A 21788-nucleotide genomic window follows, 5' to 3' on the forward strand; every position below is an offset into this window, starting at 1 on the left:
GAGATTAGGAACGCTTACGAGAGCGCTTAGAAGGCTGAAGCACCATCAGTGCCGACTCGTCATCCCTCTGGGTCTTTGCAGCAGGGCTGACGAAGTGCATATCGGAAATCGCGTGGAGGTCGTCCTCCGCGAACTGAACGAACTTCCCGAACTTCCGGTGTGGGAGCGTCGATATGTGCTCGCGGAGCCACTTTTCCGGAATGTTCAGCCGCTCAGCGGCTTCGCTGTACCCGATGTGCAGACGCTTGTCGCGGGAGTCCGTAGCCTGACTGCCCAACAGGGCGTCCAAGCCGCCGGCCTGGGCCAGGAGGCCGACGACGGCCGCGAGTCCCTGCACGTCCACGGCCGGGCCCGCATGCACCGGTGCCACGGCCGCCGTCACGCTTCCAGCCCGCGCAGTTCAGCGGTCCGCAGGTCGAAGGCATGCCCGCCGGAGGCCGCCCATCCGGCCTGGGGGAACGAGCGGATGATCCACCGGGCGATGGTGAGCGCCTTCGCCCGAGGGACACGAAGTGTCCGTCCACGGGCGTTCACGGCGGTCAGCCCGAGATGAGGCCACAGGGTCCGAGGCCCCTGAAGGCGCACCTGTACGACAGCGGCTTCCGGCAGCATGGACGACAGTTGCGCTGCCAGCCGTTCGGCCGGGCCCGAAGGGATCTCCACCTTCGGGTTGCAGTCCGTAGTAGGGGACATGCGACACTCCTTTATGTGGTACGCCGCTCCGTCGTGCCGTGCGAAAGGACACGGAGTGGCCGTGCGAGTGACCAGCGCCCTTGTCGGGGGCCGCGGATCACGAGCTGTCTGGCGTCCGAGAGGTGCGAACTCTCGGGCGCCGATGGCGTTTTGAGGGGAAGGACCGCGCCCGGTTGATGCGCGGTATCCCCTCTCCACCAAGTCGGACCACGATGGGAACCGCAGGTGGGCGAAGGCTGAGAGGGGTGCGAACCCCCTCGTTTTTCGCTAAGATGAAGCTATCTTGGTTCGCATAAAAAGTCAACAGCCCGAGGTTTCCTCGGTTCACCACAAAAACGAGGTCCGATGCCAGCTCGCCGTTTCGACAGAGAACGTGTGCGCGCGGTACGTCGAGCCGCGGACGTGTCGCAGGCCGACGTGGCGTCCGCTCTTGGTGCTGCGGATTCGACCGTGGCGGGGTGGGAGTCGGGAGCGACGACACCCGATCAGGAGAAGTTGCCTGCTCTGGCCAGGGTGCTGAACCGGGATCTGGACGACCTGTTCCCGCGCGACGGCTTGCCCGATCTGATTGACCTGCGATGCGACGCCGGCCTCTACCGGTACGAGACGCGGACGGTCATCGGTACCAAGAGCGACGGGCCGGTGGCTGGAGCCGAAGGGGGTGTCCGCCGTCTCAAGGACCGGTACGTCCCTCTCCTGGCGGCTGCATACGGGGTGACCGAGGACGAGCTGAAGCGCGCCCAGGACCGGTCTTTCGGAGAGGCTGACGAGGAGACTGCCGAGGCCGAGAAGGTGCCGGAGACGCTGGCGGAGAAGATCACTCTCTTGCTGGAACGCTCCTACCCGGGCCGAACCGCTCCGGGTGATCAGGAGATCGCGGACTCGGTGAACGCCTACGCGGGCTCCCAGGTCACCTCAGCCGAGGACATCGAGGCCCTGCGGACGGGCGGAGACGACGCACCGGTGCCCGTGGTCCTCGAAGGTCTGGCCAAGTTCTTCGACGTCTCGAAGCTGTACTTCGAGCCGAACGAGTCCGTCGCCCGCCAGGTCTACGAAGGGCTCCGCCTCATGTCGGCGGCCAAGCAGGGCAAGGTGGGCCGAGTTCGAGCCCGCGGAATGAACGCCGAGGGCCTGCCGGCCGATGTCCTCTCGATCCTGAACGACCTCGCCAGCGAGCTGGACAAGAAGGCTGGTCCAAGCACCAACAACTAGTGCCGCATCAGGCGACGTTCGCCCTGGACTCTGGTGATCGTCAGGGCGTTTGGGTGAGCGGGGTCAACTGCACGCCGAGCTGATGTTCTGGCTCGGCGTGCGGGACACCGTCCGCGCCGAGGAACAGGTAGAAGTACTGCGTCGTCAACGGCCTCGATGGCGAGGTCTCGCCCGCAGTGGAGCCGCTCAGGGCCCCAGCAGAGTAGAAGTGCGGCAGCCACTTGGGGCCCACGATCGCCTCCACCCAGGCCCGCGCCTCCCCCGGGTCAACTGCCTGGCGAGTGCCGAGCTGCTTGTGCCGCGCGGCGACCGACAGTGTCAGCACAGCCCCTTCCCGGCCAGGACGGTCCAGGAGTACGGCCTGGTCGATGATGTCCCCGACGATAGTGAGGACAGCATGCCGGTCGGTCACCGAGCGCACCGGTCCGAAGCGGTGCGGCACCGTCCTTCCCTCCGCCCGCAACTGCTCCAGCACGTCTTCGGGCAGGACAGAGGCCAGGCCGCTATCAGCCGGCTCCGTAGAGAACAGGTTCCGGCGAAAGCGCCGCAGCTCATCCCCCTGCTTACGCAATACAGTACGAATATCCACAGACATGCCGTCTACGGTACAAGCCGCCCTAGTATGCATCGAATCACCAACTGTTCCTGAAGCGGCACTGGTGCCCTGTTCCCCGGACCCGCGAGGGTCAGGAAACGGGGCACCAGGGTGAGGCTCTTACTGTCCCGTGCTGTTCGGTTCGTGGCGCAGACCGGAGGCGAACACGGTTTGGACTCCGCTCAGTGCGGAGAGATCCGCGAGCGGGTCACCGTCCACCAGGAGGAGATCCGCTCGGTAGCCGGGAGCGACCTTCCCCGTGATCCCGCCCAGGCCCAGGGCAGCAGCCGCTTGCGACGTCGCCATGTCGATGATCGAGGCGTTCGACAGACCCAGGTGCGAGTAGAACGACAGGGCCTGAGCAAGCCCGTCGAAGCCAGCACGCTGCACGCCTGCATCTGTCCCCGCGATCAGGCGGACTCCGGCGTCGGCCATCTGCCGCACCAGGTCGAACATCGCGTTGGCGCGCTCCTCGCCGAAGAAGCGCGGGAGCATCTGCCAGTGCGGGCTTACGGCCGGGCAGACGGTGATGTCCTTCGCGATGATCTGCTGAACCACGTCGGGCCGGAAGTCCAGGCCATCGCTCGACATCCAAGTGCAGTGCTCGATGGTGTCGACGCCGGCCTCTACGGCTGAGGCGATGCCGTCGGCACCGTGCGCGTGGGCCGCGACAGGCACGCCCGCTTTGTGGGCTTCCTCCACAAGGGCGGCCAGTTCCTCCGCCGTGAACTGCGACTGGTGGCTCCTGGGGCCGTCCTTCGTGAGACCGCCGCCGGTGACCATCGCCTTGATGACGCCTGCCCCGGCCGCGAGGTTGCGCCGTACGAGCTCGCGGATCTCGGTCTCGCCGGAGACTTCGCCGCCGAGGAAGTGGCAGTGCCCGCCCACGGTGGTGGCCGGGGTGCCTGCGGAGACGATCCTCGGTCCTGGTGTACGCCGATCGCTGATTTCCGCAGCCAGACGAAGCGCCAGTCCGCCGCGGTCGCCGAGATCGCGGACGGTGGTAACGCCACTGCGCAGGAGCTGTTCGCTGCGCCGCCGCATGTCCTCGAACAGGGCTTCATCCGTCGAGCCCTGGAGGGTGGACACCGGGTCAGGCCCGCCATCGAAGGCCAGGTGAACGTGAGCGTCGATGAGCCCCGGCAGCACGGTTCCGCCGAACTCGAATCGAGGCACGTCGGCCCCGGCCCGCTCTTCGATCTCCTTGCGCGGCCCGACGGCAGAGATCGAGTCGCCCTCGATGAGAACGGCACCGTCTTCCAGGTAGGTCCCCGAGTCGACGAGCACTCGTCCACCGGTAATCAGCATCGTGACTCCTTGATCTTGCGAGGTCATGCGGCTGCGCGCAGTTCGTCGGATACCGCAATCAGTTGTTTCACATCCGACTCGCGGTCGCTCCCCAGCGCCATCGCAAGCGGGACGGCGCGGCGGGGCGCGGGGACCCCCTTCTCGATCCGAGCGGAGGCCCGGCGGAGCCGGGCGGCGAGCTCGGCGGAGTCGATGTTGAGGACTGTGCTGTCGTCACCCTCGTCCAGCAGGTACGGGCTGATGTCCACCAGGCCGTCGCGGCACTCCACGATGCGGCGGTGGTAGCGCCGGTGCACGCCACGGGCCCGCCATCGGTCCAGTGCAGCAGAGGATGCCGGCCTCAGCACGTTGTCCGGATACGCCTCCGCCAACAACTCCCACAGAGGCGAGAGGCGACGGTGATCACGCCGGTGTTGAAGCCAGAGTCGTAGGGAGGAGATTCGCGCTCGGGCTCCGGAGTAGGTGACACCCGCGGCGAACAGCAGGATTGATGCGACCAAGAGGAAGGCCACGGCCGCCATAAGGAGATGTGGCACGTCCACGTCTGCTGAGCGAACGGCGACGATGACGGCTCGAATCGCGCACGCTACGGCCATCGCTCCCAGACCGACGGCGGTCATCCAGAGCCCGGTGGAGTGTGGGCGTCGGGACATGCGGGCGTATCGGCGAGTCCACCGAAACGCCATGCCGAGGGCATACATGAGGTAGAGGCCAGCGCCGCCGTAGAAGAAGGCGATCTGGGGAATCGTCATGTCGGCTGTGCTGAAGCTGCCGGCGAAGACCTCGTGCGGCACCGACAGCGCAGCCACGGTGATCGCGACTGCGACGACCCCGACGAGCACGGCTTCCCTGCGTGCCCGCCGACGCCCCGCTTCTTCGTCAGCGGCGGAGTAGAGGTAGAAGCACATGAGGAAGTAGACCGTCAGGAGCAACAGGACGTTCTGGATCAGCTTCGCCGTCCCGTGGCCGGCGACGGTGTCGACTCCGGACGCGCCGCCGGGCATCGCTACGGGGTACGAGAGCGCAGCGCAGAGCAGGCAGAGGGTGACCGAGCGAAGAGATGCGTCATGCGGGCTTCGCTTCCACTGGTAGAGCTTCCAGACCAGTGCGGCCAGGAGCCCCAGGAGCAGGAGTTCCACGAGTTACAGCCATCCTCGCCGGTCGCCAAGAGCCGCCTCGACCCGGCGCAGGGCGGGATCATCAGCCGGAGGAGTGGAGTTTGCGAGCAGGGCCGCCCACTCCAGGATGATCGTCGCCACGAGTTCGACGGAGCACTCCTCGCCGTCGTCGTACGAGCAACGCTGGGCGACACGCTTGACCGCCTCGGTCCCGAAGACCGGCAGCAGGGTGGCCCACCCCTCCACGTCGACGGCCGCCGCGTCTTCATCAGGGGCGGTATCGGGCGTGTCTGTCTCCACCCCGCGGGCGGAGTCCTCGGCTGCCTTCTCGTTCTCCGCCACGAGGATGTGCCCGACCTCGTGCAGGATGATCCCGTCCTGGTGCAGGTCGGTCGTCTCCTGCTGGTACAAGATCACGTCGTAGGTGTCGTACTCCGCCCACATGCCCGAGGGGCCGGGCTTGGGCAGCGGAGCTGCGCGCAGAAACAGAGGGCGCCCGCGCCGTCGGCTCAGCTTCTCGCAGAGGTCGTGAACGTCGAGCGGGGGAGTGACCCCGAGATCTTGCAGCTCACGCCGAATCAGCCGGTGCAGATCCTTCTCCACCGTTCGGGCCGCGGCTGTACGCCAGCGCCCAAGGCGTCGGCGGGCTCCTCCTTGAGCGGGAACCTTGGGCTCCGCCGCGTCTCGACCACTCTTATCCGACCACACTGAGTAATCCCTCCAACCGGCTGTGATGGCTCCCCGAGCCGGGCGACACCGCGCCCATGACGATGACGTCCGGTTCCCGGCGCCGGAAACGACCGCAGTCGGCTGCACCCGCGCCCCACTAAACCCCCTCGCAGGGGGAGGGATGTTAGACATCCAGGGCTCGCCATCTGCTCGGATGTCACGTCCGCGAACGCACCCTGACACCCGAGCGGGGCTGCCCCGTGGAGCTCCCGGGAACCTCTTTGGACAGTACGTGACGCTTCAGACAAGACATGGCCTAAAAAGCATGATCGATTCGTGTAGGCGGCAGGTAACTTCGGCCAGTCAAAGCGTCCTAAATCAACCTTGTTGAAACGCGTACGGGGCTTTGAACTGCGGCTTTACGGTCTGGCGTGAACGGATCAATTTTCGCGAGTCGATGGGTGACTCCGTTATCAACCTGAGACTTTAGGTAGGGCCAGCACTCTCGCAAACGCCCGCGAAGTGGACAAAATGGCTGATCGGAAGGGGTGTGGTGGCGGTCACTCTGGGGCAGTTCGGGCAACTGCGGCGTTTACGCTTTCAGCCATGTCGAACGCGATATCCGCCCAGTCGGACAGCTACCTGGAGTTCTGGAACGAGTACCACCTGTGCACATTGACCACGCTGCGGCCCAATGGGCGACCGCATGTTGTGCCGGTCGGTGTGACGGTGGATGCCACCGCTGGCGTGGCCCGAGTTATCACCCGCAAATCGAGTCGTAAAGTGGCCAACATTCTCGCGAGCGGGGGCGAAGCCCGCGTAGCCGTGTGCCAGGTCGACGGCGGCCGGTGGGCCACGCTCGAAGGGGTCGCGGAGGTGTGCACCGACGAGACTGTGGTCGAAGACGCGGTTGCCCGTTACGGAAAGCGATACGGCCGTACGCCGGCCCCGGACCCCGAGCGGGTGGTCATCCTGATCTCGGTCGAACGGGCACTGGGTCAGACCTTGGGCGCCCGACCTCAGACAGGCCAAGCCGCTGCGTAGCGTTAAGCGACCCACGACATAGGCATATGCAGACCCTGAGCGTTACTCAGCCCTGAGTTTTCCTCAGGGGTGGCCGCCCGAAGTGGCTCTACGTTTGCGGGTCATGACAACAAGTCACGAACAGACGGAACCCGGCGCGGCACCCTTACCGCCCGCGAAGCCACACCCCGCGTTGAGCGCGGCTCTGCCCGACGGCACTATCCACAGCATCGTCGCGCGCCTGGCCGCCCACCTGAAGGAGCAGGACGGAGGGCCAGCTTCGCCGCCAGCGCTGGCCCTCGGCATCTTCGAGAGGGTCGGATCGAACTGGCTGTCCGACTCGTTGCGCGGGGCGATGCCGCAGCACAACGAGCCTTTTCGCCAACAGCTCGGCCGCGAACACCCGCTGTCGCCTGGAAACCGCGTACCGCCAAGCCTTCAGGGAACCGGACTCACTGGCTTGGGCTGGCACCATCTCCTCGGCGCGCTCAGCGACCTGCACGGGGAACCACGGCACTTGGTCAAGGAGACGAACCTCTTCTTCGCCACGGACACCGTCTTGGGGATGCTGCCTGATTCGCCGGCCGTCATCCTCACCCGGGCACCCATCGGAATCGCTTCCTCATTCGCCCGAGGTCGGCTCTGGGACCGATGGCGCTACGGCGACCGCTACGCCCAGGTTGCCGCGACGGCCCGCGCCCCGAGGTGGCGTACGGTCTTCGCCCCGCTCCTTCCGCAGGACGACCCCGATCCGGCCACCGCTTTGGGGCGGCTGATCGTCGTGAACTCCCTGCTGCTCGCCCGCGCCCTCTTCGACGGAGCCGAGCCGTCCCGCCGCCCTCGCCTGGTCATCCCGTACGAACAGCACGTCAGCGATCCTGTACGCACAGAAGCGGGTCTCACCCAGTTCCTCGGTATCGAAATGCCGGAACCGGCCGGTGAGTCGCCTAACGCTGCTGACGCCACAGCTGCGACGGACACCACCTTCGCCACCATCGGACGCAAGGAGACCTTAGTCGCCGAGTTGGTCCCCGGTGTGGTGGACCTCGTCAGCACTGCGGTAGAGAAGACCGTCGCCCAGGCCCGCCAACAGCTCGACCCCGAAGTGACCGAGATCGTCACCCAGTGGCTAGCTGGTGACGATCAGTACGAGGTGCACGAACCCGTGCTCCGGCCCAGCCACCGCGTCCGCACCCAACTTGCTCCCCAGCGGACGGCCAAGCCGGCTTACAGGCCGGTAGGGCGAGCCCAGTGGCGCAATCTGCTGGTCACCAACGCGGAAATGGCCGAGCTGCTGACCATGCTGCACGCGGGCGGTGCGGTGAACTCCCGGCTCGGCACCAATCTCCTGGTCTGCCCGATGCCCCACGAACGTGGTGGACGCCTCCACTACGACCCGGTCGATCGGCGCTGGCGGGTCAGCCGCGGATACGAGTCCCATCCTGCGTACTGGGTCACCTGGATCGGGGCGGCCGTCGCGGCAGCATGGTTCGGAGCGCGGTTGCCCAGCCGGGCCGAAGCCTTGGACGCCACGAAGGGCGCGCGGGCGTACAACAGCGGCTATGCCGTGGGCGACAGCTGTCCTGTGATGGAACCCGGCCTTGGCGACCGGGAGATTCACCACCTGATCGGCAACGTTCAGATCTGGTGTGGCGATGGCCCTGCGCTGCCTGAAGCCCAGCCCTTGCAGCGGTACTTGTTCGGCGCGGCCTGGAACACTCCGAGCACCGAAGATGCGGTGTCAGCCGTCCGCTCGCGCTACCTGCTGGGCTCCTCACGAGGCGTTGGGGTTCGCTTGGTGCGCGACCCCCAAACCACCGATGCCGCCCGGCTCGGAGCTTGGGAGCTGGCGCACCTGCTCAATCAGTGGGTCGACGCCGTCAACGAGTCCGCCCGGACCACGCCAGGCGGACTCGACCGGCTGCTGATCAGTTCGCTGGGCCTATAGGCCGATCGCGGACTTCGGCCCCATGTACGAACCCGCGCCCGGGAACCCGTCCCGGCAGAGCTTCACGAACACGTCACTGAAGCCTCGGTCGGGCAGGTCGTCCAGCGCCACGAACTCGACGCCTCGGATCGGCCGCGTGTCCGCACCCTCCTTGACTGCTCCGATCTCCCCGCCCACGATGCGGGCCTCGAAGGTGATGTGAACGACGTGAGCACTCGTGTTGTCGCACAGATACAGCAACCGGCCCACTTCAACCTCGGCGCCGGTTTCCTCCCGCATCTCTCTGATCAGCGCCTCTTCCAGAGCCTCGCCGTCCTCGACCTTGCCGCCGGGCAGGGACCAAGTCCTGGGGCCGTCGGTGTCCTGGTTGAGCACCAAGATCTTGTCGTCCTCAATGGCGATGCCCGTCACACGTGTATGCATCTGCCGACGCTATCGCTCGGCGGACCGGCCCGAAGGGGACACCGATGAATCGGCCGTCAACCTCCGTCGTGCCACCTGTGGTGATCGCCGCTGGTGGATTGGGCACCCGCGTAGGCAGTTGGTCACCGTACCTGCCCAAGGAGCTCCGGCCTGTCTGCGGCCGGCCGGGCCTCGCGCACATCGTGGACGAGGCCGCCGCCATCGGGAGCGATCGCGCCGTAGTAGTCCACCACCCGTACTACACGCCGCTGATCGACTGGACCCGCCAGGTCCTTGCTCCAGGGGCTTTGGCCCGCTATCAGAGCCTCACGAACCAGCTTCCGGTGCAGCCCCGAGCCGCCGACCATCTGCAAGTCGACTTCATCGCCCAACACGGCCGATACGCCGATGTCACGTCCGTGTTGAACGGTTCCGAACACATGCGCACGGGGGAGTTCTACGTGGTCTTTGCTGACAACGTCGACCCGACCCATACAGCGCTGTCCGCCCTCGTCACAGCGACTCCGTCGGCCATTCCGGCGGTTCTGGCGGCACCGTTCGACGCCAGCGCGGCAAGCAGCCACGGAGTGATCGTCTGTACTGGCGAGGGGCCGGTGCAGAGGATGGTGGGGCTGGTCGAGAAACCCGACCGAGACGAGACGATCCGCCTGGAGGCGGAGTGCGGCATCGCCAACCTCCGACTCCTTCAAGGCCGGATGAGAGTGACGCCGAGGCTGCTGCGCTACCTGGCGGTAGTCGCTCAGAGCACGAGCAGCGAGCCGAAGCTTTCGTTGGCCTTGGCCTCGTACGCGAGATCGCATCGCGTTGATGTGGTAACCAATACGAAGCCCTTGACGGATCTCGGCGTACCGAGTCCGACGAGAGAACTGGTGCCGGGCAACTGACCACAGAGGTGGGCAGGGACCGGTGCTGACGCCAACGAGGCCGCTCGTGGGCCACCGTCACCGCTTTGCTGGCGCAAGGGGTGTGGGTCGGAACGCGTATCGGCAGTCTGGCAAGGCGGGAAGGGGTTTGATCGAGGTCGGAGATTTCCTTCAGCAACGTGTGTCGGTCCCGTGTTGACGCGTCAACACGGGAGCCGGATCGAGGCAGATAGAGCAGGATGCAGGAGGATGGAAACAGGGCCTAATGTCCCGGTTCTCCGGCGTTTCCGCAGGTCAGAGCGATAACGATTTTGGGTTCGAATCTCCTAGGCTCCACAACGCACATGTCCCTCTGACCTGTTTCCGCAGGTCAGAGGGACATTTTTTGGTTCACAGCGCGGCGTCGCGGGCGAGCAGCGCCGCCTGTACGCGGTTCTCGCAGCCCAGCTTCGCGAGGATCCGGCTCACGTACGTCTTGACCGTGGCCTCGCTCATGTGGAGCCGCTTGCCCGCGTCCGCGTTCGACAGGCCCTCGCCGAGCAGCGCGAGGACGTCCCGCTCCCGCGCGCTCAGCGCCGTGACCAGCTGCCGCGCCCGCTCGGCGCGGGCCGGCGCCCGCCCCGAGGCGAGCTGTTCCACGACGTGCCGGGTCGCCCCCGGCGACAGGTAGGCGTCCCCGGCCGCGGCGGCCCGTACCGCACGGATCAGCTCGGCCGGTGCGGAGTCCTTCAGCAGGAAGCCCGCGCCGCCGCTCTCCAGGGCGCGCAGGACGCTCTCCCGTTCGCCGAACGTCGTCAGTACGATCACGCGCGCCCCGGGCACCGCCCTGCCCAGTTCCGCGAGGGCGGTGAGCCCGTCCATCACCGGCATCTGAAGGTCGAGCAGCACCACGTCCGGCGCGTGGACGCGCGCCAGCTCGACGGCCTCGCGGCCGTTCGCCGCCTCCGCCACGACCTCGATGGCCCGGTCCGAGGTGAGGATCATCCGGATGCCCGCCCGGATGAGGGGCTCGTCATCGGCGATCACGACCCTGACGTGCGCAACCGTCATGCTTGTCCCCCCACAGTTGCCGCGCATCTACTGCTCGACGTCGTACGACTTCTTCTCGATGAGCTTGCCGTCCCTGAAGCAGAAGCGGAACACCGGCTCCTGCGTCAGGCTGTCGCCGTACTCCGAGGAGGCGAGGACCAGGCAGTCGGACCCCTCCGGCTGCGCGGGCCCGCTGTCCTCAAGGCCGGACGTCATGAAGGAATCACCGTCCGGCAGGCGGTCGCGGACCTCGCTCTCCGCTGTGCCGACCTTCACCGCCTCGTACACGCTCGGCTCGATCATGCCTTTGTCCATCGATCCCACGAGGAAAAACAGCCCGAAGCCGCCCACGATCACCAGCAGCACCGCTGCCACCACCGCGATCCCGCAGCCCAGTACGACCCCGCTTGCCCTGCCCCCGCGCCCACCGCTCATCGCCAGCTCCCTCTGCACAACGGTCCAGTCCACGACCGGACCACCGTCGCCGACCGGGACCCAGGGAGACTGCTGCCGGAAGTCGTCCTCCACATCGACCAAAGGCGCTGCGGAAGGCGCTGCGCCGGTGGCCGGCGGGAGGCCGTCGGCGCCGTACGGCAGGACGCCCGCGACCCGGAACCCACCGCCGTCCGTACGCCCGGCGTGGACCATGCCGCCCACCAGCCGGGCCCGCTCGCGCAGGCCGGTCAGGCCCTGCCCGCCGCTGACGACGTCACCGGGGTCCGCCGGGGCGGGGCCGTTCGCGATCTCGACGATCAGCGAGTCCGGTTCGTACCGCAGCTCGACGGTGATCGCGGCGCCCGGCGCGTGCTTGTACGCGTTGGTCAGCGCCTCCTGCACGATCCTGTACGCCGCGTGATCGGCGGCCGCGGCCAGTGGCCGCCGCCCGCCCGTACACCGCAGCTCCACCGCGTTGCCGGCCGCCCGCGCCGCCTCCACCAGGCCCTCGATGCCCGCGGCGCCGCGCGCCGCCGGGTGTGGATCCTCACCGGGCGGAGCAACGGTGGCGGTGGCCGCGTCGTCCCGCTCCACCCCGTCCCGCAGGATGCCGACGACCTCGCGCAGTTCGTGCATCGCGGCCACCGAAGCGTTCCGCAGTACGCCAACGCCCTCGCGCTGACGGTCGGTCAGCGCCGGGTCGACCTCCAGGGCGCCCGTGTGAACGGAGATCAGCGCCAGCTGGTGGCCCAGGCTGTCGTGCATGTCCTGGGCGATCCGCTGCCGTTCGCGCAGCCGCGCCTGGCCTGCCACCATGGCGCGCTCGCGCAGCAGTTGGGCGTTGTGGGTCTGCAGGGCGTGCAGCAGGGTGCGGCGCTGGGTCCAGTAGCGGCTGGCAAGTCCCGGTACGACGGTGGTCGCCAGGAAGTAGAGGGTGCTGAACAGGATCAGTGCCAGCGGGGAGTACCGCGGCCACTCGGCGGCGACCCCGATGCTGACGGACAGGGCGTACGACGTGGTGAACGCCGCCAGCGCCCGCCCGGCCCCGGGGATCCGGCGCCCCGCCGACCACCCCGACACCATCAGCAGCGGCCCGAAGCCGGCCAGCACGCCCGCCGCGCCGCCCGAGATCACCAGCACACTCGCGGGCAGCCGGCGGCGCAGCAGCGACAGCACGGCGACGGCGAGCGCGGTGGCGAACTGCACCAGTCCGGTGCTGCCCATCAGCTGCTGGGCCCCGGCCGCCAGCAGCGCCAGGACCGCGGCGAGTACGGCCTCGCCCGCGATCCGGCGCCCGGACCAGGGATCGGGGCCCGCCAGCCACTGCCGTCCGGCCCTGATCTTCGATGGCATGTCCACGGCCGCACTCTAAGCAGATCCCTGCGGCGGGTACGGCCCACTTTCGTCGCTCCGGGCCGCTACGAAAGAGAACAGGCGGCGACAAGAAAACGGGTGCCTGGAGACCCGGAGGTCTCCAGGCACCCGTGGGTACCTGTCAGCAATCGTCGTCGGACTGTCAGTCGTTCTTCCGGTCGCGCTCCGCCGCCTCGGCTTCGGCCTCGGCCTGCTTCGCCTGGACGTCCGGGTCGAGCACCGCCTGACCGCTGCCGTCGACCGAGGTCAGCGGCGCACGGTCGGAGACCTCGGTGGCGGCAGGGGGCTCGACCAGCCAGTCCGGGTTGGCCTGCTTGTCCCACCACTTCCACGCCGCGAAGGCGCCGCCCGCCAGCACGCCGACGAGCGCGACGCCCTTGGCCAGCCGGCCGGCCTTGGCCCGCCGCTCGTGCTTCCTGGCGAGCTTGCGGATGTCCTTCGCCGTGATCTGTCCGCGCAGGGCGGCCACGGCGGCCGCACTGCGCGCGGCTGCCGCCTCGCGCACGGGCTGAGCGGCCGCCATCGCGTGCTCTACGCGCGGAACGGTGTAGTCGGCCGCCTGCCGGGCCGCGTGCCGGGTGCGTACAGCAGCCCGGTGTGCGGCCACGTCCACCTTCGGCGGTACGTGCGAACGGGCTTGCTCTATGCGCGGCGCCACATGCGCCCCGTACTGGACACGAGCCTGGCGCTTGGCCTGCGACACCTTCGGCGCGAGCCGTACGCGGGCGTCGTGCGCATATTGCGTGGCCTGTTCCTTGGCCGTACCGGCGTAGGGCGCCACCACTTCCGCGGCGTGCAGCACGCTTTCCTTCGCCGATTCGGATGCGGCGCGCACGCTGTCGATGCGGGTCACTGGATCCTCCTCCTTGGTGGCGGTTCGGTTTATCGCCTGTCCACCCATTTCGAAATCATGCCCGCCGAAGGCCATCACGGCACGTGCGAGCGGGCATCCGGGTCATGGGCGGCGACTCGGGGCAAACTCTGCGCACGACAGTGCCACGGTTCGCCGCCCCGCGTGCCGGTTCGGCGGCTACTCGTCCCAAACCCTCCGTGCGAGGATCGGGACACGTCAGTGAACACTCAAGGAAGGCAGCACGTGGCCGAGCAGCTTTACGCCACCCTGAAGACCAGCCGGGGCGACATTCAGATCCGGCTTCTGCCGAACCACGCGCCGAAGACGGTCAAGAACTTCGTCGAACTGGCACAGGGTGCTCGGGAGTGGACGAACCCGGAAACGGGGCACAAGACCACGGACCGGCTGTACGACGGCACTGTCTTCCACCGTGTGATCCGCGACTTCATGATCCAGGGCGGCGACCCGCTGGGGAACGGCACCGGCGGCCCCGGCTACGAGTTCAAGGACGAGTTCCACCCCGACCTCGCCTTCGACCGGCCCTACCTGCTGGCGATGGCGAACGCCGGCCCGGCCACGAACGGCTCGCAGTTCTTCATCACCGTGTCGCCGACGATGTGGCTGACGGGCAAGCACACCATCTTCGGCGAGGTCACCGACCCCGCGAGCCAGAAGGTCGTGGACGCCATCGCGGGTACGCAGACCAATCCGCGCACCGCCCGTCCGGTCACCGACGTGGTCATCGAGTCGGTCGTCGTCGAGAGCCGCTGAAGAGGCCCCGGCCGTCCGCCGGGAACCAAACCGCCCCGTCCATCCGTACTGGATAGGCGGGGCGTTGCACTGAGCAGCACAGCTGTACCGCCAAGAGGCACACCTAGGGACACTGGGGAAGGACCGATGGATCACTGCTACCGGCACCCGGGCCGTGAGACGGCCATCCGCTGCACGCGCTGCGAGCGCCCGATCTGCCCCGAGTGCATGATCAGCGCGTCGGTGGGCTTCCAGTGCCCCGAATGTGTCCGCGAAGGCTCCGGTACGGGCCGCGCCCCGGCCCCGAACCAGCCGCGCACGCTCGCGGGGGGCACGATCGCCGCCGACCCCCGGCTGGTCACCAAGATCCTGCTGGTCATCAACGTGGCGCTGTTCATCGCCGTGCAGGCCCGCGAAGGGCTCGTCCTTGATCTCGCGCTGGTCGGCGCGTGGCGGCCCAACCCGTACGTGCCCGTCGAAGGCGTCGCGATCGGAGAGTACTACCGGCTCTTCACCTCGATGTTCCTGCACCAGGAGGTCTGGCACATCACGTTCAACATGCTGAGCCTGTGGTGGCTCGGAGGCCCACTGGAGGCGGCGCTCGGCCGGGCCCGCTTCCTCGCGCTCTACCTGATCTCCGGCCTGGCCGGCAGCGCGCTCACGTACCTCATCGCCGATCCCTCACAGGCCTCGCTCGGCGCCTCCGGCGCCGTCTTCGGGCTTCTCGGCGCGACCGCCGTCCTGGTGCGCCGCATGAACTACGACATGAAGCCCGTCCTGATCGTCCTCGCGCTGAACCTGATCATTACGTTCACCTTCACCGGCATCATCGCCTGGCAGGCGCACGTCGGCGGTCTCGTCGCCGGCACCGTCGTCGCGGCCGCCATGGTGCACGCCCCGCGCGAGCACCGGACGCTGGTGCAGTACGGCACCTGCGGGCTGGTGCTGCTCGTAACCGCCGGCCTTGTCGTGGCGAGAACCGCAATGCTCACCTGAGCGCCCGTGTCGTCGGTTGCGCGTTTCCAGTTGTCCACAGCGGGCGGCGAACCTTGTGCATTCAGACGGGAGAGATGGGAACGGCTGTGCCCCTTCTCCCTGGTCTGGGTTTTTCCCAAGTAGGACAAGGGGCACGCCGTACGTCTCGGAAGGCTCAGGCAGTCACACCGGCGTCAACACCCTGTGAGTTATCCACAGATCGTCTGACCTTTCCCCACCGTGTGGACAACGCTGTGGATAACCTCTGGTCAAGGCTTGCGCCGCCCAGGCGGGACAGGGCCTACTTGGCCCCTGCTCTGCCTACTTCCACTGGGTGGAGACGCCGAAGCCCGCTGCGATGAAGCCGAAGCCGACGACGATGTTCCAGTTGTCGAAGCTCTGGATCGGCAGATCGCCCTCGGTCACGTAGAAGACGACGATCCAGGCGAGCCCGATGAGGAAGAGCGCCAACATCACCGGAGCCACCCAGCTGCGGTTCGTCAGCTTGATGCTCGTCGCCTGCTTCGAAGGCGCCGGCGGCGGCGTGAAGTCTGACTTCTTGCGGATACGTGACTTCGGCACGAGGGACTCTCCTGTCGATGCGCTGCGTTACCGCGCAGGGAACTGTGGCTGGTGCCCGGTGCGGGAGCGAAGGGGAACACTGCCCTCCCCCGGGCGTCCGTTAGCGTAGTGCTTCCGAGGCGTCGAAGGAGATAAGGGTACGTTGAGCAATTCTGCCGACTCTCCCACGGAACCTGCCCGGCGCCCCGCCCTGCGGCCGGTCAGATTGCTGACGGCGGGAGTTTTCGCGCTGGCCGGGCTCATCTTCGTCACCAGCTTCAATACTGCCAAGGGCACCAATATCCGTACGGATGCCTCGCTGTTGAAGCTCTCCGACCTTATTGATCAGCGCAGCCACAAGAACAAGGAACTGGACGAGTCGACGGCGTCCGTACGCGAAGACGTCGACGCGCTCGCGCGGCGCGGCGACAGCAGTACGCAGGCCGAGGACGCGAAGCTGAAGGCGCTGGAGGCGGCCGCCGGCACCAAGAAGCTCGCCGGCCCCGGTCTCACCGTCACCCTCGACGACGCCCCGCCGAACGCCACGGCCAACCCCGGCTACCCCGAGCCGCAGCCCAACGACCTGGTCATCCACCAGCAGGACCTCCAGGCGGTCGTCAACGCCCTCTGGCAGGGCGGCGCCAAGGGCATCAGGGTCATGGACCAGCGCCTGATCTCCACCAGCGCGGTGCGCTGCGTCGGCAACACCCTGATCCTCCAGGGCCGCGTCTACTCGCCGCCGTACAAAGTGACGGCGATCGGTGATCAGGAGGAGCTGCAGCGCGCGCTGACGGCCTCCACGGCGCTCCAGAACTACCAGCTGTACGTGAAGGCGTACGGCCTCGGATGGAAAGTCGACGAACACGAGGCGATGACTCTTCCCGGCTACTCGGGCACAGTGGATCTCCACTACGCGAAGCCTGTGAAGTAGCCCCTGGGGGAGGCGTACCGATGCCGGTGCGACTGATCGTGCGGACCTTCAGCGAACTGTGCATCACCGTCGGCACTTTGATCGTGCTCTTCGTCGTGTACGTGATGTTCTGGACCGGGATCAAGGCCGCCGGCGCGAGCGACGGGCAGATCGAAACGCTCCAGGACACGTGGGCGCAGAGCCCGCTTCCGGGCCCCACCTCGACTCCGGCCGCCGAGCCTGCCCCGCCCGCCCACGAGGCGTACGAGCCGGGCCGCCCCTTCGCCGTGATGTACGTGCCGCGCCTCGGCAAGGACTGGGACTGGCCGGTCCTTGAGGGCACGCGGACAAAGACCCTGCGGAAGGGCCTCGGGCACTACGAGGGGACCGCGCGGCTCGGCGAGACGGGAAACTTCTCCGTCGCCGGTCACCGCCGTACGTACGGTGATCCCTTCAGGGATTTTCCGAAGCTGCGGCCCGGTGACGCGGTGGTGCTGACGGACGGGGCGACCTGGTTCACGTACCGCATCGACAGCAGGCCGCACCGGACGGTACCGAGCGACGTCGGTGTGATCGACGACGTTCCCCGGAAGGCTGGTTTCGACGGTCCCGGGCGCTATCTGACGCTCACCACGTGCGAGCCGGAGTGGGGCAGCAGCCACCGGCTGATCGTGTGGGCGCACCTCGACGCGACGCAGCCCGTGGAGGACGGCAAGCCGCGCGCTTTGAGCGGCTGACCCACGAGCGCTCGCCGTCGCCCTTTACTCTGGGTTTCGACCGAACGGAAGGGACAGCATGTACGGCTGGATCTGGCGGCATCTGCCGGGCAACGTATGGGTGCGGGCGATGATCTCGCTCGTACTGATCCTGGCGGTCGTCTACGCACTGTTCCAGTACGTCTTCCCGTGGGCGGAGCCGCTGCTTCCGTTCAACGATGTGACGGTCGCCGGGGAGGAGGGCCAGTGAGCGCGCGGATCCTGGTCGTCGACAACTACGACAGCTTCGTCTTCAACCTGGTCCAGTACCTCTACCAGCTCGGGGCCGAGTGCGAGGTGCTGCGCAACGACGAGGTGGAGCTGAGCCACGCGCAGGACGGCTTCGACGGCGTACTGCTCTCGCCGGGCCCGGGCGCCCCCGAACAGGCGGGCGTGTGCGTCGACATGGTGCGGCACTGCGCCGCGACGGGTGTGCCGGTCTTCGGTGTCTGCCTGGGTATGCAGTCGATGGCGGTGGCGTACGGCGGTGTGGTGGGCCGGGCCCCCGAGTTGCTGCACGGCAAGACGTCCCCCGTGACGCACACGGGCGTCGGCGTTTTCGCCGGGCTGCCGTCGCCCTTCACGGCGACGCGCTACCACTCGCTGGCCGCCGAGCCGGAGGCGTTGCCCGCCGAGCTGGAGGTCACGGCGCGGACGGCCGACGGGATCATCATGGGGCTGCGTCACCGGGATCTGCCGGTCGAGGGTGTGCAGTTCCACCCCGAGTCGGTGCTGACCGAACACGGGCATCTGATGCTGGCCAACTGGCTGGCGCGGTGCGGCGATCCGGGAGCGGTGGAGCGATCGGCCGGGCTCGCGCCGGTGGTGGGCAAGGCCGCCGCGTGACGGCGCTCCGCCCCGAACACGACGCCGGCCGGGAAGCCCCGTACGGGCAGGGTGCGTACGGGGCGGCAGGCGCGTTCGAGGCGGCGGTGGAGCAGCTCGCGGATCCGCTGAACGATCCGCTGCCGGGGCAGGAGCGGCCGGCATCGGCCGCGGACCCGGTCCCTGGTCCTGGCACTGGCACTGCCCCGGGCCCCGGCCCCGGCCCTGACTCGGGAGCCACTTCGCCGTGGTTCCGGTCGGGGACTGTGCCGCAGGCCGCGCGGCAGCCGGATCCGGCGTACGGGCAGCCGCAGTACCTCCACCAGCAGTACGCCCCGTACTCCGAGCCCGTACAAGAGCCCGTACAGGCCGTCCAAGAGCCCCAGCAGCCCCTCCAGCAGCCTCAGGGTCAGTGCGACTCCCCAGGGCACCCCGAGGGCTTGTACGGCGGCCAGCGGCCCGTAGCGGCCCCCGAGCCGGTGTTCGACGACGAGACCGTGGCCCTGCGGACGGACGACACGCGGCGCATGGCCGATGCCGATGCCGAGCCGGGACCGGTCACGCGGCCCGTTCCGGTCACCGGTGGCCGCGCGGAGCGCCGCAGAGCCGCCAAGGCCAAGGGGCAGGGAACCCGCGGCAAGGTCACTGAGCCCGAGAGAAGCGCCGCCGAGGCGCCGCGCACCCGCCTTGAGGCCAGGCGCGCCGCCCGCGCCGCCAAGGACAGCCCGGCCGTCGTCGCCAGCCGTTTCTTCGGGGAAATGTTCATCACGCTCGGCGTGCTGATGCTGCTGTTCGTCACGTACCAGCTGTGGTGGACCAATGTCCGTTCCGGTTGGTTCGCGGGCAACGAGACGGAGAAGATCCAGGACGGCTGGGACAAGGGGCGCAAGCCCGGGGCGTTCGAGCCCGGGCAGGGGTTCGCCATCATGCACATCCCCAAGCTGGACGTCGTCGTCCCGATCGCCGAGGGCATCAACAAGGCGCGGGTCCTCGACAACGGCATGGTGGGCCACTACGCGGAGGGCAAGCTCAAGACGGCGATGCCGTCGGACAAGCAGGGCAACTTCGCGGTCGCGGGGCACCGCAACACCCACGGCGAACCGTTCCGGTACATCAACCAGCTCAAACCGGGCGACCCGATCGTCGTCGAAACGCAGGACACGTACTACACCTACGAGATGGCGAGCATCCTGCCGCAGACCCCGCCGTCGAACGTGGGCGTGATCGCGCCGGTGCCGCCGGGCTCCGGGTTCACCAGGCCCGGCAGGTACATCACGCTGACGACCTGCACGCCGGAGTTCACGAGTACGTACCGAATGATCGTGTGGGGCAAGATGGTCGACGAACGGCCGCGCAGTAAGGGGCAACCCGACGCGCTCGTCGGCTGAGACCGAGCCGGCCGGACGCGATGTACAGAGACTCAGGACGGGGACGGGTGCGGTGGCAGCCAGGACGACCGAGCAGGACGAGCAGAGCGGCACGCCCGTGCCCGCGTCGGCACCGGCGGTGGGGCGGCGCAGGCGCGGACGTATCGCGGGCGCGGTCAGCGTCTTCGGAGAGCTGCTGATCACGGCGGGCCTGATCCTCGGCCTCTTCGTCGTCTACTCGCTGTGGTGGACGAACGTGCTGGCCGACCGCGACGCGGACAAGCAGGGCAACGAGGTGCGTGACCGGTGGGCGGGTGGCCCCGGTGCCCTCGACACGAAGGACGGCATCGGCTTCCTGCACGTACCCGCGATGAAGAACGGCGAGGTCCTGGTCAGGAAGGGCACCGACGCCAAGGGCCTCAACCGCGGTGTCGCCGGTTACTACACGGACCCGGTCAAGTCGGCGCTGCCGTCGGCCAAGGAGGGCAACTTCTCACTGGCGGCGCACCGGGACGGGCACGGTGCGAAGTTCCACAACATCGACAAGCTGAAGGACGGGGACGCGGTCGTCTTCGAGACGAAGGACACCTGGTACGTCTACAAGGTGTACGCGAAGCTCCCCGAGACCTCGAAGTACAACGTGGACGTACTGAAGCCGGTCCCGAAGGAGTCGGGCAAGAAGAAGCCCGGCCGCTACATCACGCTGACGACGTGCACGCCGGTCTACACGTCGAAGTACCGGTACATCGTGTGGGGCGAGCTGGAGCGTACGGAAAAGGTCGACAGAGACCGCACGCCCCCGGCGGAGCTGCGCTAGCGTGACACATGAGCTGGGCCCGAAGCCGCAACTACGATTTGCGACTTCGGGCCCTTTTTGCTGACTGCTCTGGCTGCTAGCGCAGAACTTCCAGGGTCGCGCCCGCGCTCCAGGTCTCCAGCAGCCCCCTGTGTACGGCGGTGACGCCGGCCTGGGCGGCGATGGCGAGGGACTCGGGTGAGAACGGGCAGGTCGCGGCGTACACGGCCACGTCCGCCTGGTGCAGGGTCTTGGTGCCGACGAACTTCTGCATCTCTCCGCTCCACACGGAGCGGTACGGAGCCCAGTGCTTGCACTGCACGACGAACCGGCGCCCGTCGGCCGTACGACCGCTGATGTCCGCCCCGCGGTCGCCGCTTCCGCCGTGGATCTCGACGTCGGTGCAGCCGTCGCGGCGGAGCAGCTGGGCCACGTGCTCCTCGAACTCCCGCCAGTTCATGCCGTCGATGGAGGCCATCACCCCGGCGAGGCCGCGCTGCCCCTGGACCCGCTCCAGCCTTACCAGCCGTACGTCGTGCTGGACGAGCTTCCGCTCGATGCGCTGCACGTCGTCGCGGAGGGAGATGAGCTCTTTGCGCTGCTCGCCCGAGCATTCGATGAGGGCGTTGAACATGGGGACGACGGACTTGCCGAGGATGTGGGTGATGCGTCGGTCGATGCGGTCGTCGAGGGGCTCGGGGGCTGTGGGGACAAAGTTATCCACAGGCTGCGTGCGGGCGATGTATTCGGCGTCGAGGAGGTACGTACGCACCTGACGTGCGGTTTCGCTGTCGCGGAGGAGCATGGCGACATTGAGAACAGCCCGGCGGGGGAACGGCGCGAGAGCTTTGGATCGTGACTGGATCCCACAGGCCCCCTTAAAGAGGGTCAGTCGTGAGCCGGTCAGAACGTGGTAGCCGCTGTCGCCCAGTTCCTCTCGGTGGTCCTCCACCACAGACTCGAGTGTTTTCACCGTTACCGCGAAGTAGGCAGCGACCATCGCTGTGGTGACGTGCATGCCGTCCGGCAGTAGGGAGAGTGCTTTGACTTTGTCGAGAGCTTCGGTCCGGCTGGCCACGGTTGCGCGCAGTGCCTTCGACTCCAGAAGAACGGTTTCGTTGAGCATGTTCCTGCCCCTTTTCTCGCTGTCCTGACTGAGTTGCTTGCAGCAACTCAGTGGTGACCTGCTCAACGAGTCTGTATATATGAAGACACACACGGTTTTCGCAGCTATGTACGGTGCTGCGCTGCGCGCCCGGGGCAAGCAAGAAGGGCCGTGGACTTCTTTCGAAGTCCACGGCCCTTC

The 21788-nt window shown here is 67.7% G+C and carries 24 protein-coding genes; 12 read left to right on the plus strand and 12 right to left on the minus strand.

Features of this window, described 5'->3' with window-relative positions; genetic code table 11:
- Positions 1 to 4: 4 nt before the first annotated feature.
- A complete protein-coding gene (locus J7E89_RS01595; protein WP_308315293.1) occupies positions 5 to 382 on the minus strand; it encodes a helix-turn-helix domain-containing protein in 378 nt (125 codons plus the stop codon).
- Entirely contained in the window at positions 379 to 693 is a 315-nt protein-coding gene (locus J7E89_RS01600; RefSeq protein WP_251059953.1) for a transcriptional regulator, read from the minus strand. Before J7E89_RS01600 ends, J7E89_RS01595 begins: the two co-directional genes overlap by 4 nt.
- Before the next feature lie 375 nt (positions 694 to 1068).
- Here J7E89_RS01600 and J7E89_RS01605 point away from each other — a divergent pair, with 375 nt between their 5' ends.
- Complete coding sequence (locus tag J7E89_RS01605) at positions 1069 to 1905, plus strand: helix-turn-helix transcriptional regulator (protein WP_308315294.1); 837 nt, start codon at positions 1069 to 1071, stop codon at positions 1903 to 1905.
- 40 nt (positions 1906 to 1945) lie between these two features.
- Here the strand turns inward: J7E89_RS01605 and J7E89_RS01610 are convergent, their stop codons facing one another.
- From J7E89_RS01610 to J7E89_RS01625, 4 genes are all read right to left on the minus strand, one after another.
- A complete protein-coding gene (locus J7E89_RS01610) occupies positions 1946 to 2500 on the minus strand; it encodes a hypothetical protein (protein WP_214967303.1) in 555 nt (184 codons plus the stop codon).
- 120 nt (positions 2501 to 2620) lie between these two features.
- Positions 2621 to 3808 carry an amidohydrolase family protein gene (locus J7E89_RS01615; RefSeq protein WP_214967305.1) on the minus strand — a complete coding sequence of 396 codons (1188 nt, stop codon included), beginning with the start codon at positions 3806 to 3808 and terminating at the stop codon, positions 2621 to 2623.
- A 23-nt stretch (positions 3809 to 3831) separates the two neighbouring features.
- A complete protein-coding gene (locus tag J7E89_RS01620; RefSeq protein ID WP_214967308.1) occupies positions 3832 to 4947 on the minus strand; it encodes an MAB_1171c family putative transporter in 1116 nt (371 codons plus the stop codon).
- Positions 4948 to 4950: 3 nt separating this feature from the next.
- Positions 4951 to 5529: a hypothetical protein gene (locus tag J7E89_RS01625; protein ID WP_214967310.1), complete on the minus strand. Its 579-nt coding sequence runs from the start codon at positions 5527 to 5529 to the stop codon at positions 4951 to 4953.
- A 672-nt stretch (positions 5530 to 6201) separates the two neighbouring features.
- Between J7E89_RS01625 and J7E89_RS01630 the strand changes: the two genes are divergently transcribed.
- Both J7E89_RS01630 and J7E89_RS01635 read left to right on the plus strand, forming a co-directional pair.
- Positions 6202 to 6639, plus strand: coding sequence for a pyridoxamine 5'-phosphate oxidase family protein (locus J7E89_RS01630; protein ID WP_214967312.1), 438 nt, complete (start codon positions 6202 to 6204; stop codon positions 6637 to 6639).
- 103 nt (positions 6640 to 6742) lie between these two features.
- Entirely contained in the window at positions 6743 to 8566 is a 1824-nt protein-coding gene (locus J7E89_RS01635; protein WP_214967314.1) for a hypothetical protein, read from the plus strand.
- On the opposite strand, the gene J7E89_RS01640 is transcribed toward J7E89_RS01635, so the two are convergent.
- On the minus strand, positions 8561 to 8989 hold the full coding sequence (locus J7E89_RS01640) for an NUDIX domain-containing protein (RefSeq protein WP_251059954.1): 429 nt from the start codon (positions 8987 to 8989) through the stop codon (positions 8561 to 8563). The two genes, J7E89_RS01635 and J7E89_RS01640, sit on opposite strands and share 6 nt — an antisense overlap.
- Positions 8990 to 9066: 77 nt before the next feature.
- Here J7E89_RS01640 and J7E89_RS01645 point away from each other — a divergent pair, with 77 nt between their 5' ends.
- Complete coding sequence (locus J7E89_RS01645) at positions 9067 to 9873, plus strand: NTP transferase domain-containing protein (protein ID WP_214967316.1); 807 nt, start codon at positions 9067 to 9069, stop codon at positions 9871 to 9873.
- A 369-nt stretch (positions 9874 to 10242) separates the two neighbouring features.
- Here the strand turns inward: J7E89_RS01645 and J7E89_RS01650 are convergent, their stop codons facing one another.
- The 3 genes from J7E89_RS01650 to J7E89_RS01660 form a co-directional block, all read right to left on the minus strand.
- Positions 10243 to 10902: a response regulator transcription factor gene (locus J7E89_RS01650; protein WP_214967318.1), complete on the minus strand. Its 660-nt coding sequence runs from the start codon at positions 10900 to 10902 to the stop codon at positions 10243 to 10245.
- A gap of 27 nt (positions 10903 to 10929) precedes the next feature.
- A complete protein-coding gene (locus tag J7E89_RS01655) occupies positions 10930 to 12669 on the minus strand; it encodes a sensor histidine kinase (RefSeq protein ID WP_214967557.1) in 1740 nt (579 codons plus the stop codon).
- A gap of 163 nt (positions 12670 to 12832) precedes the next feature.
- On the minus strand, positions 12833 to 13543 hold the full coding sequence (locus tag J7E89_RS01660; protein ID WP_214967320.1) for a DUF5324 family protein: 711 nt from the start codon (positions 13541 to 13543) through the stop codon (positions 12833 to 12835).
- Positions 13544 to 13786: 243 nt separating this feature from the next.
- On the opposite strand from J7E89_RS01660, the gene J7E89_RS01665 reads away from it, so the two are divergent.
- A complete protein-coding gene (locus J7E89_RS01665) occupies positions 13787 to 14314 on the plus strand; it encodes a peptidylprolyl isomerase (RefSeq protein WP_214967322.1) in 528 nt (175 codons plus the stop codon).
- 126 nt (positions 14315 to 14440) lie between these two features.
- Positions 14441 to 15289, plus strand: a complete 849-nt coding sequence (locus J7E89_RS01670) for a rhomboid family intramembrane serine protease (RefSeq protein WP_214967325.1) — start codon at positions 14441 to 14443, stop codon at positions 15287 to 15289.
- A 300-nt stretch (positions 15290 to 15589) separates the two neighbouring features.
- On the opposite strand, the gene crgA is transcribed toward J7E89_RS01670, so the two are convergent.
- Complete coding sequence (gene crgA, locus J7E89_RS01675) at positions 15590 to 15850, minus strand: cell division protein CrgA (RefSeq protein ID WP_214967326.1); 261 nt, start codon at positions 15848 to 15850, stop codon at positions 15590 to 15592.
- Positions 15851 to 15992: 142 nt separating this feature from the next.
- Here crgA and J7E89_RS01680 point away from each other — a divergent pair, with 142 nt between their 5' ends.
- Genes J7E89_RS01680 through J7E89_RS01705 form a run of 6 tightly spaced genes read left to right on the plus strand, consistent with a single transcriptional unit; the run spans position 15993 to position 20503 of the window.
- Positions 15993 to 16760, plus strand: coding sequence for a DUF881 domain-containing protein (locus J7E89_RS01680; protein WP_214967328.1), 768 nt, complete (start codon positions 15993 to 15995; stop codon positions 16758 to 16760).
- Positions 16761 to 16780: 20 nt separating this feature from the next.
- Positions 16781 to 17476: a class E sortase gene (locus J7E89_RS01685; RefSeq protein WP_214967330.1), complete on the plus strand. Its 696-nt coding sequence runs from the start codon at positions 16781 to 16783 to the stop codon at positions 17474 to 17476.
- Positions 17477 to 17534: 58 nt separating this feature from the next.
- The gene (locus J7E89_RS01690) at positions 17535 to 17705 is read left to right on the plus strand and encodes a hypothetical protein (protein WP_214967332.1); all 171 of its coding nucleotides are present in this window, start codon (positions 17535 to 17537) and stop codon (positions 17703 to 17705) included.
- Complete coding sequence (locus J7E89_RS01695) at positions 17702 to 18340, plus strand: aminodeoxychorismate/anthranilate synthase component II (protein WP_214967334.1); 639 nt, start codon at positions 17702 to 17704, stop codon at positions 18338 to 18340. Before J7E89_RS01690 ends, J7E89_RS01695 begins: the two co-directional genes overlap by 4 nt.
- Positions 18337 to 19707, plus strand: coding sequence for a class E sortase (locus J7E89_RS01700; RefSeq protein WP_214967337.1), 1371 nt, complete (start codon positions 18337 to 18339; stop codon positions 19705 to 19707). Before J7E89_RS01695 ends, J7E89_RS01700 begins: the two co-directional genes overlap by 4 nt.
- 52 nt (positions 19708 to 19759) lie before the next feature.
- A complete protein-coding gene (locus tag J7E89_RS01705; protein ID WP_214967339.1) occupies positions 19760 to 20503 on the plus strand; it encodes a class E sortase in 744 nt (247 codons plus the stop codon).
- Positions 20504 to 20579: 76 nt separating this feature from the next.
- On the opposite strand, the gene J7E89_RS01710 is transcribed toward J7E89_RS01705, so the two are convergent.
- Entirely contained in the window at positions 20580 to 21608 is a 1029-nt protein-coding gene (locus tag J7E89_RS01710) for a restriction endonuclease (protein WP_214967341.1), read from the minus strand.
- Positions 21609 to 21788 lie beyond the last annotated feature (180 nt).

It is taken from the genome of Streptomyces sp. ISL-100, from assembly GCF_018614615.1.
Taxonomy (GTDB): Bacteria; Actinomycetota; Actinomycetes; order Streptomycetales; family Streptomycetaceae; genus Streptomyces.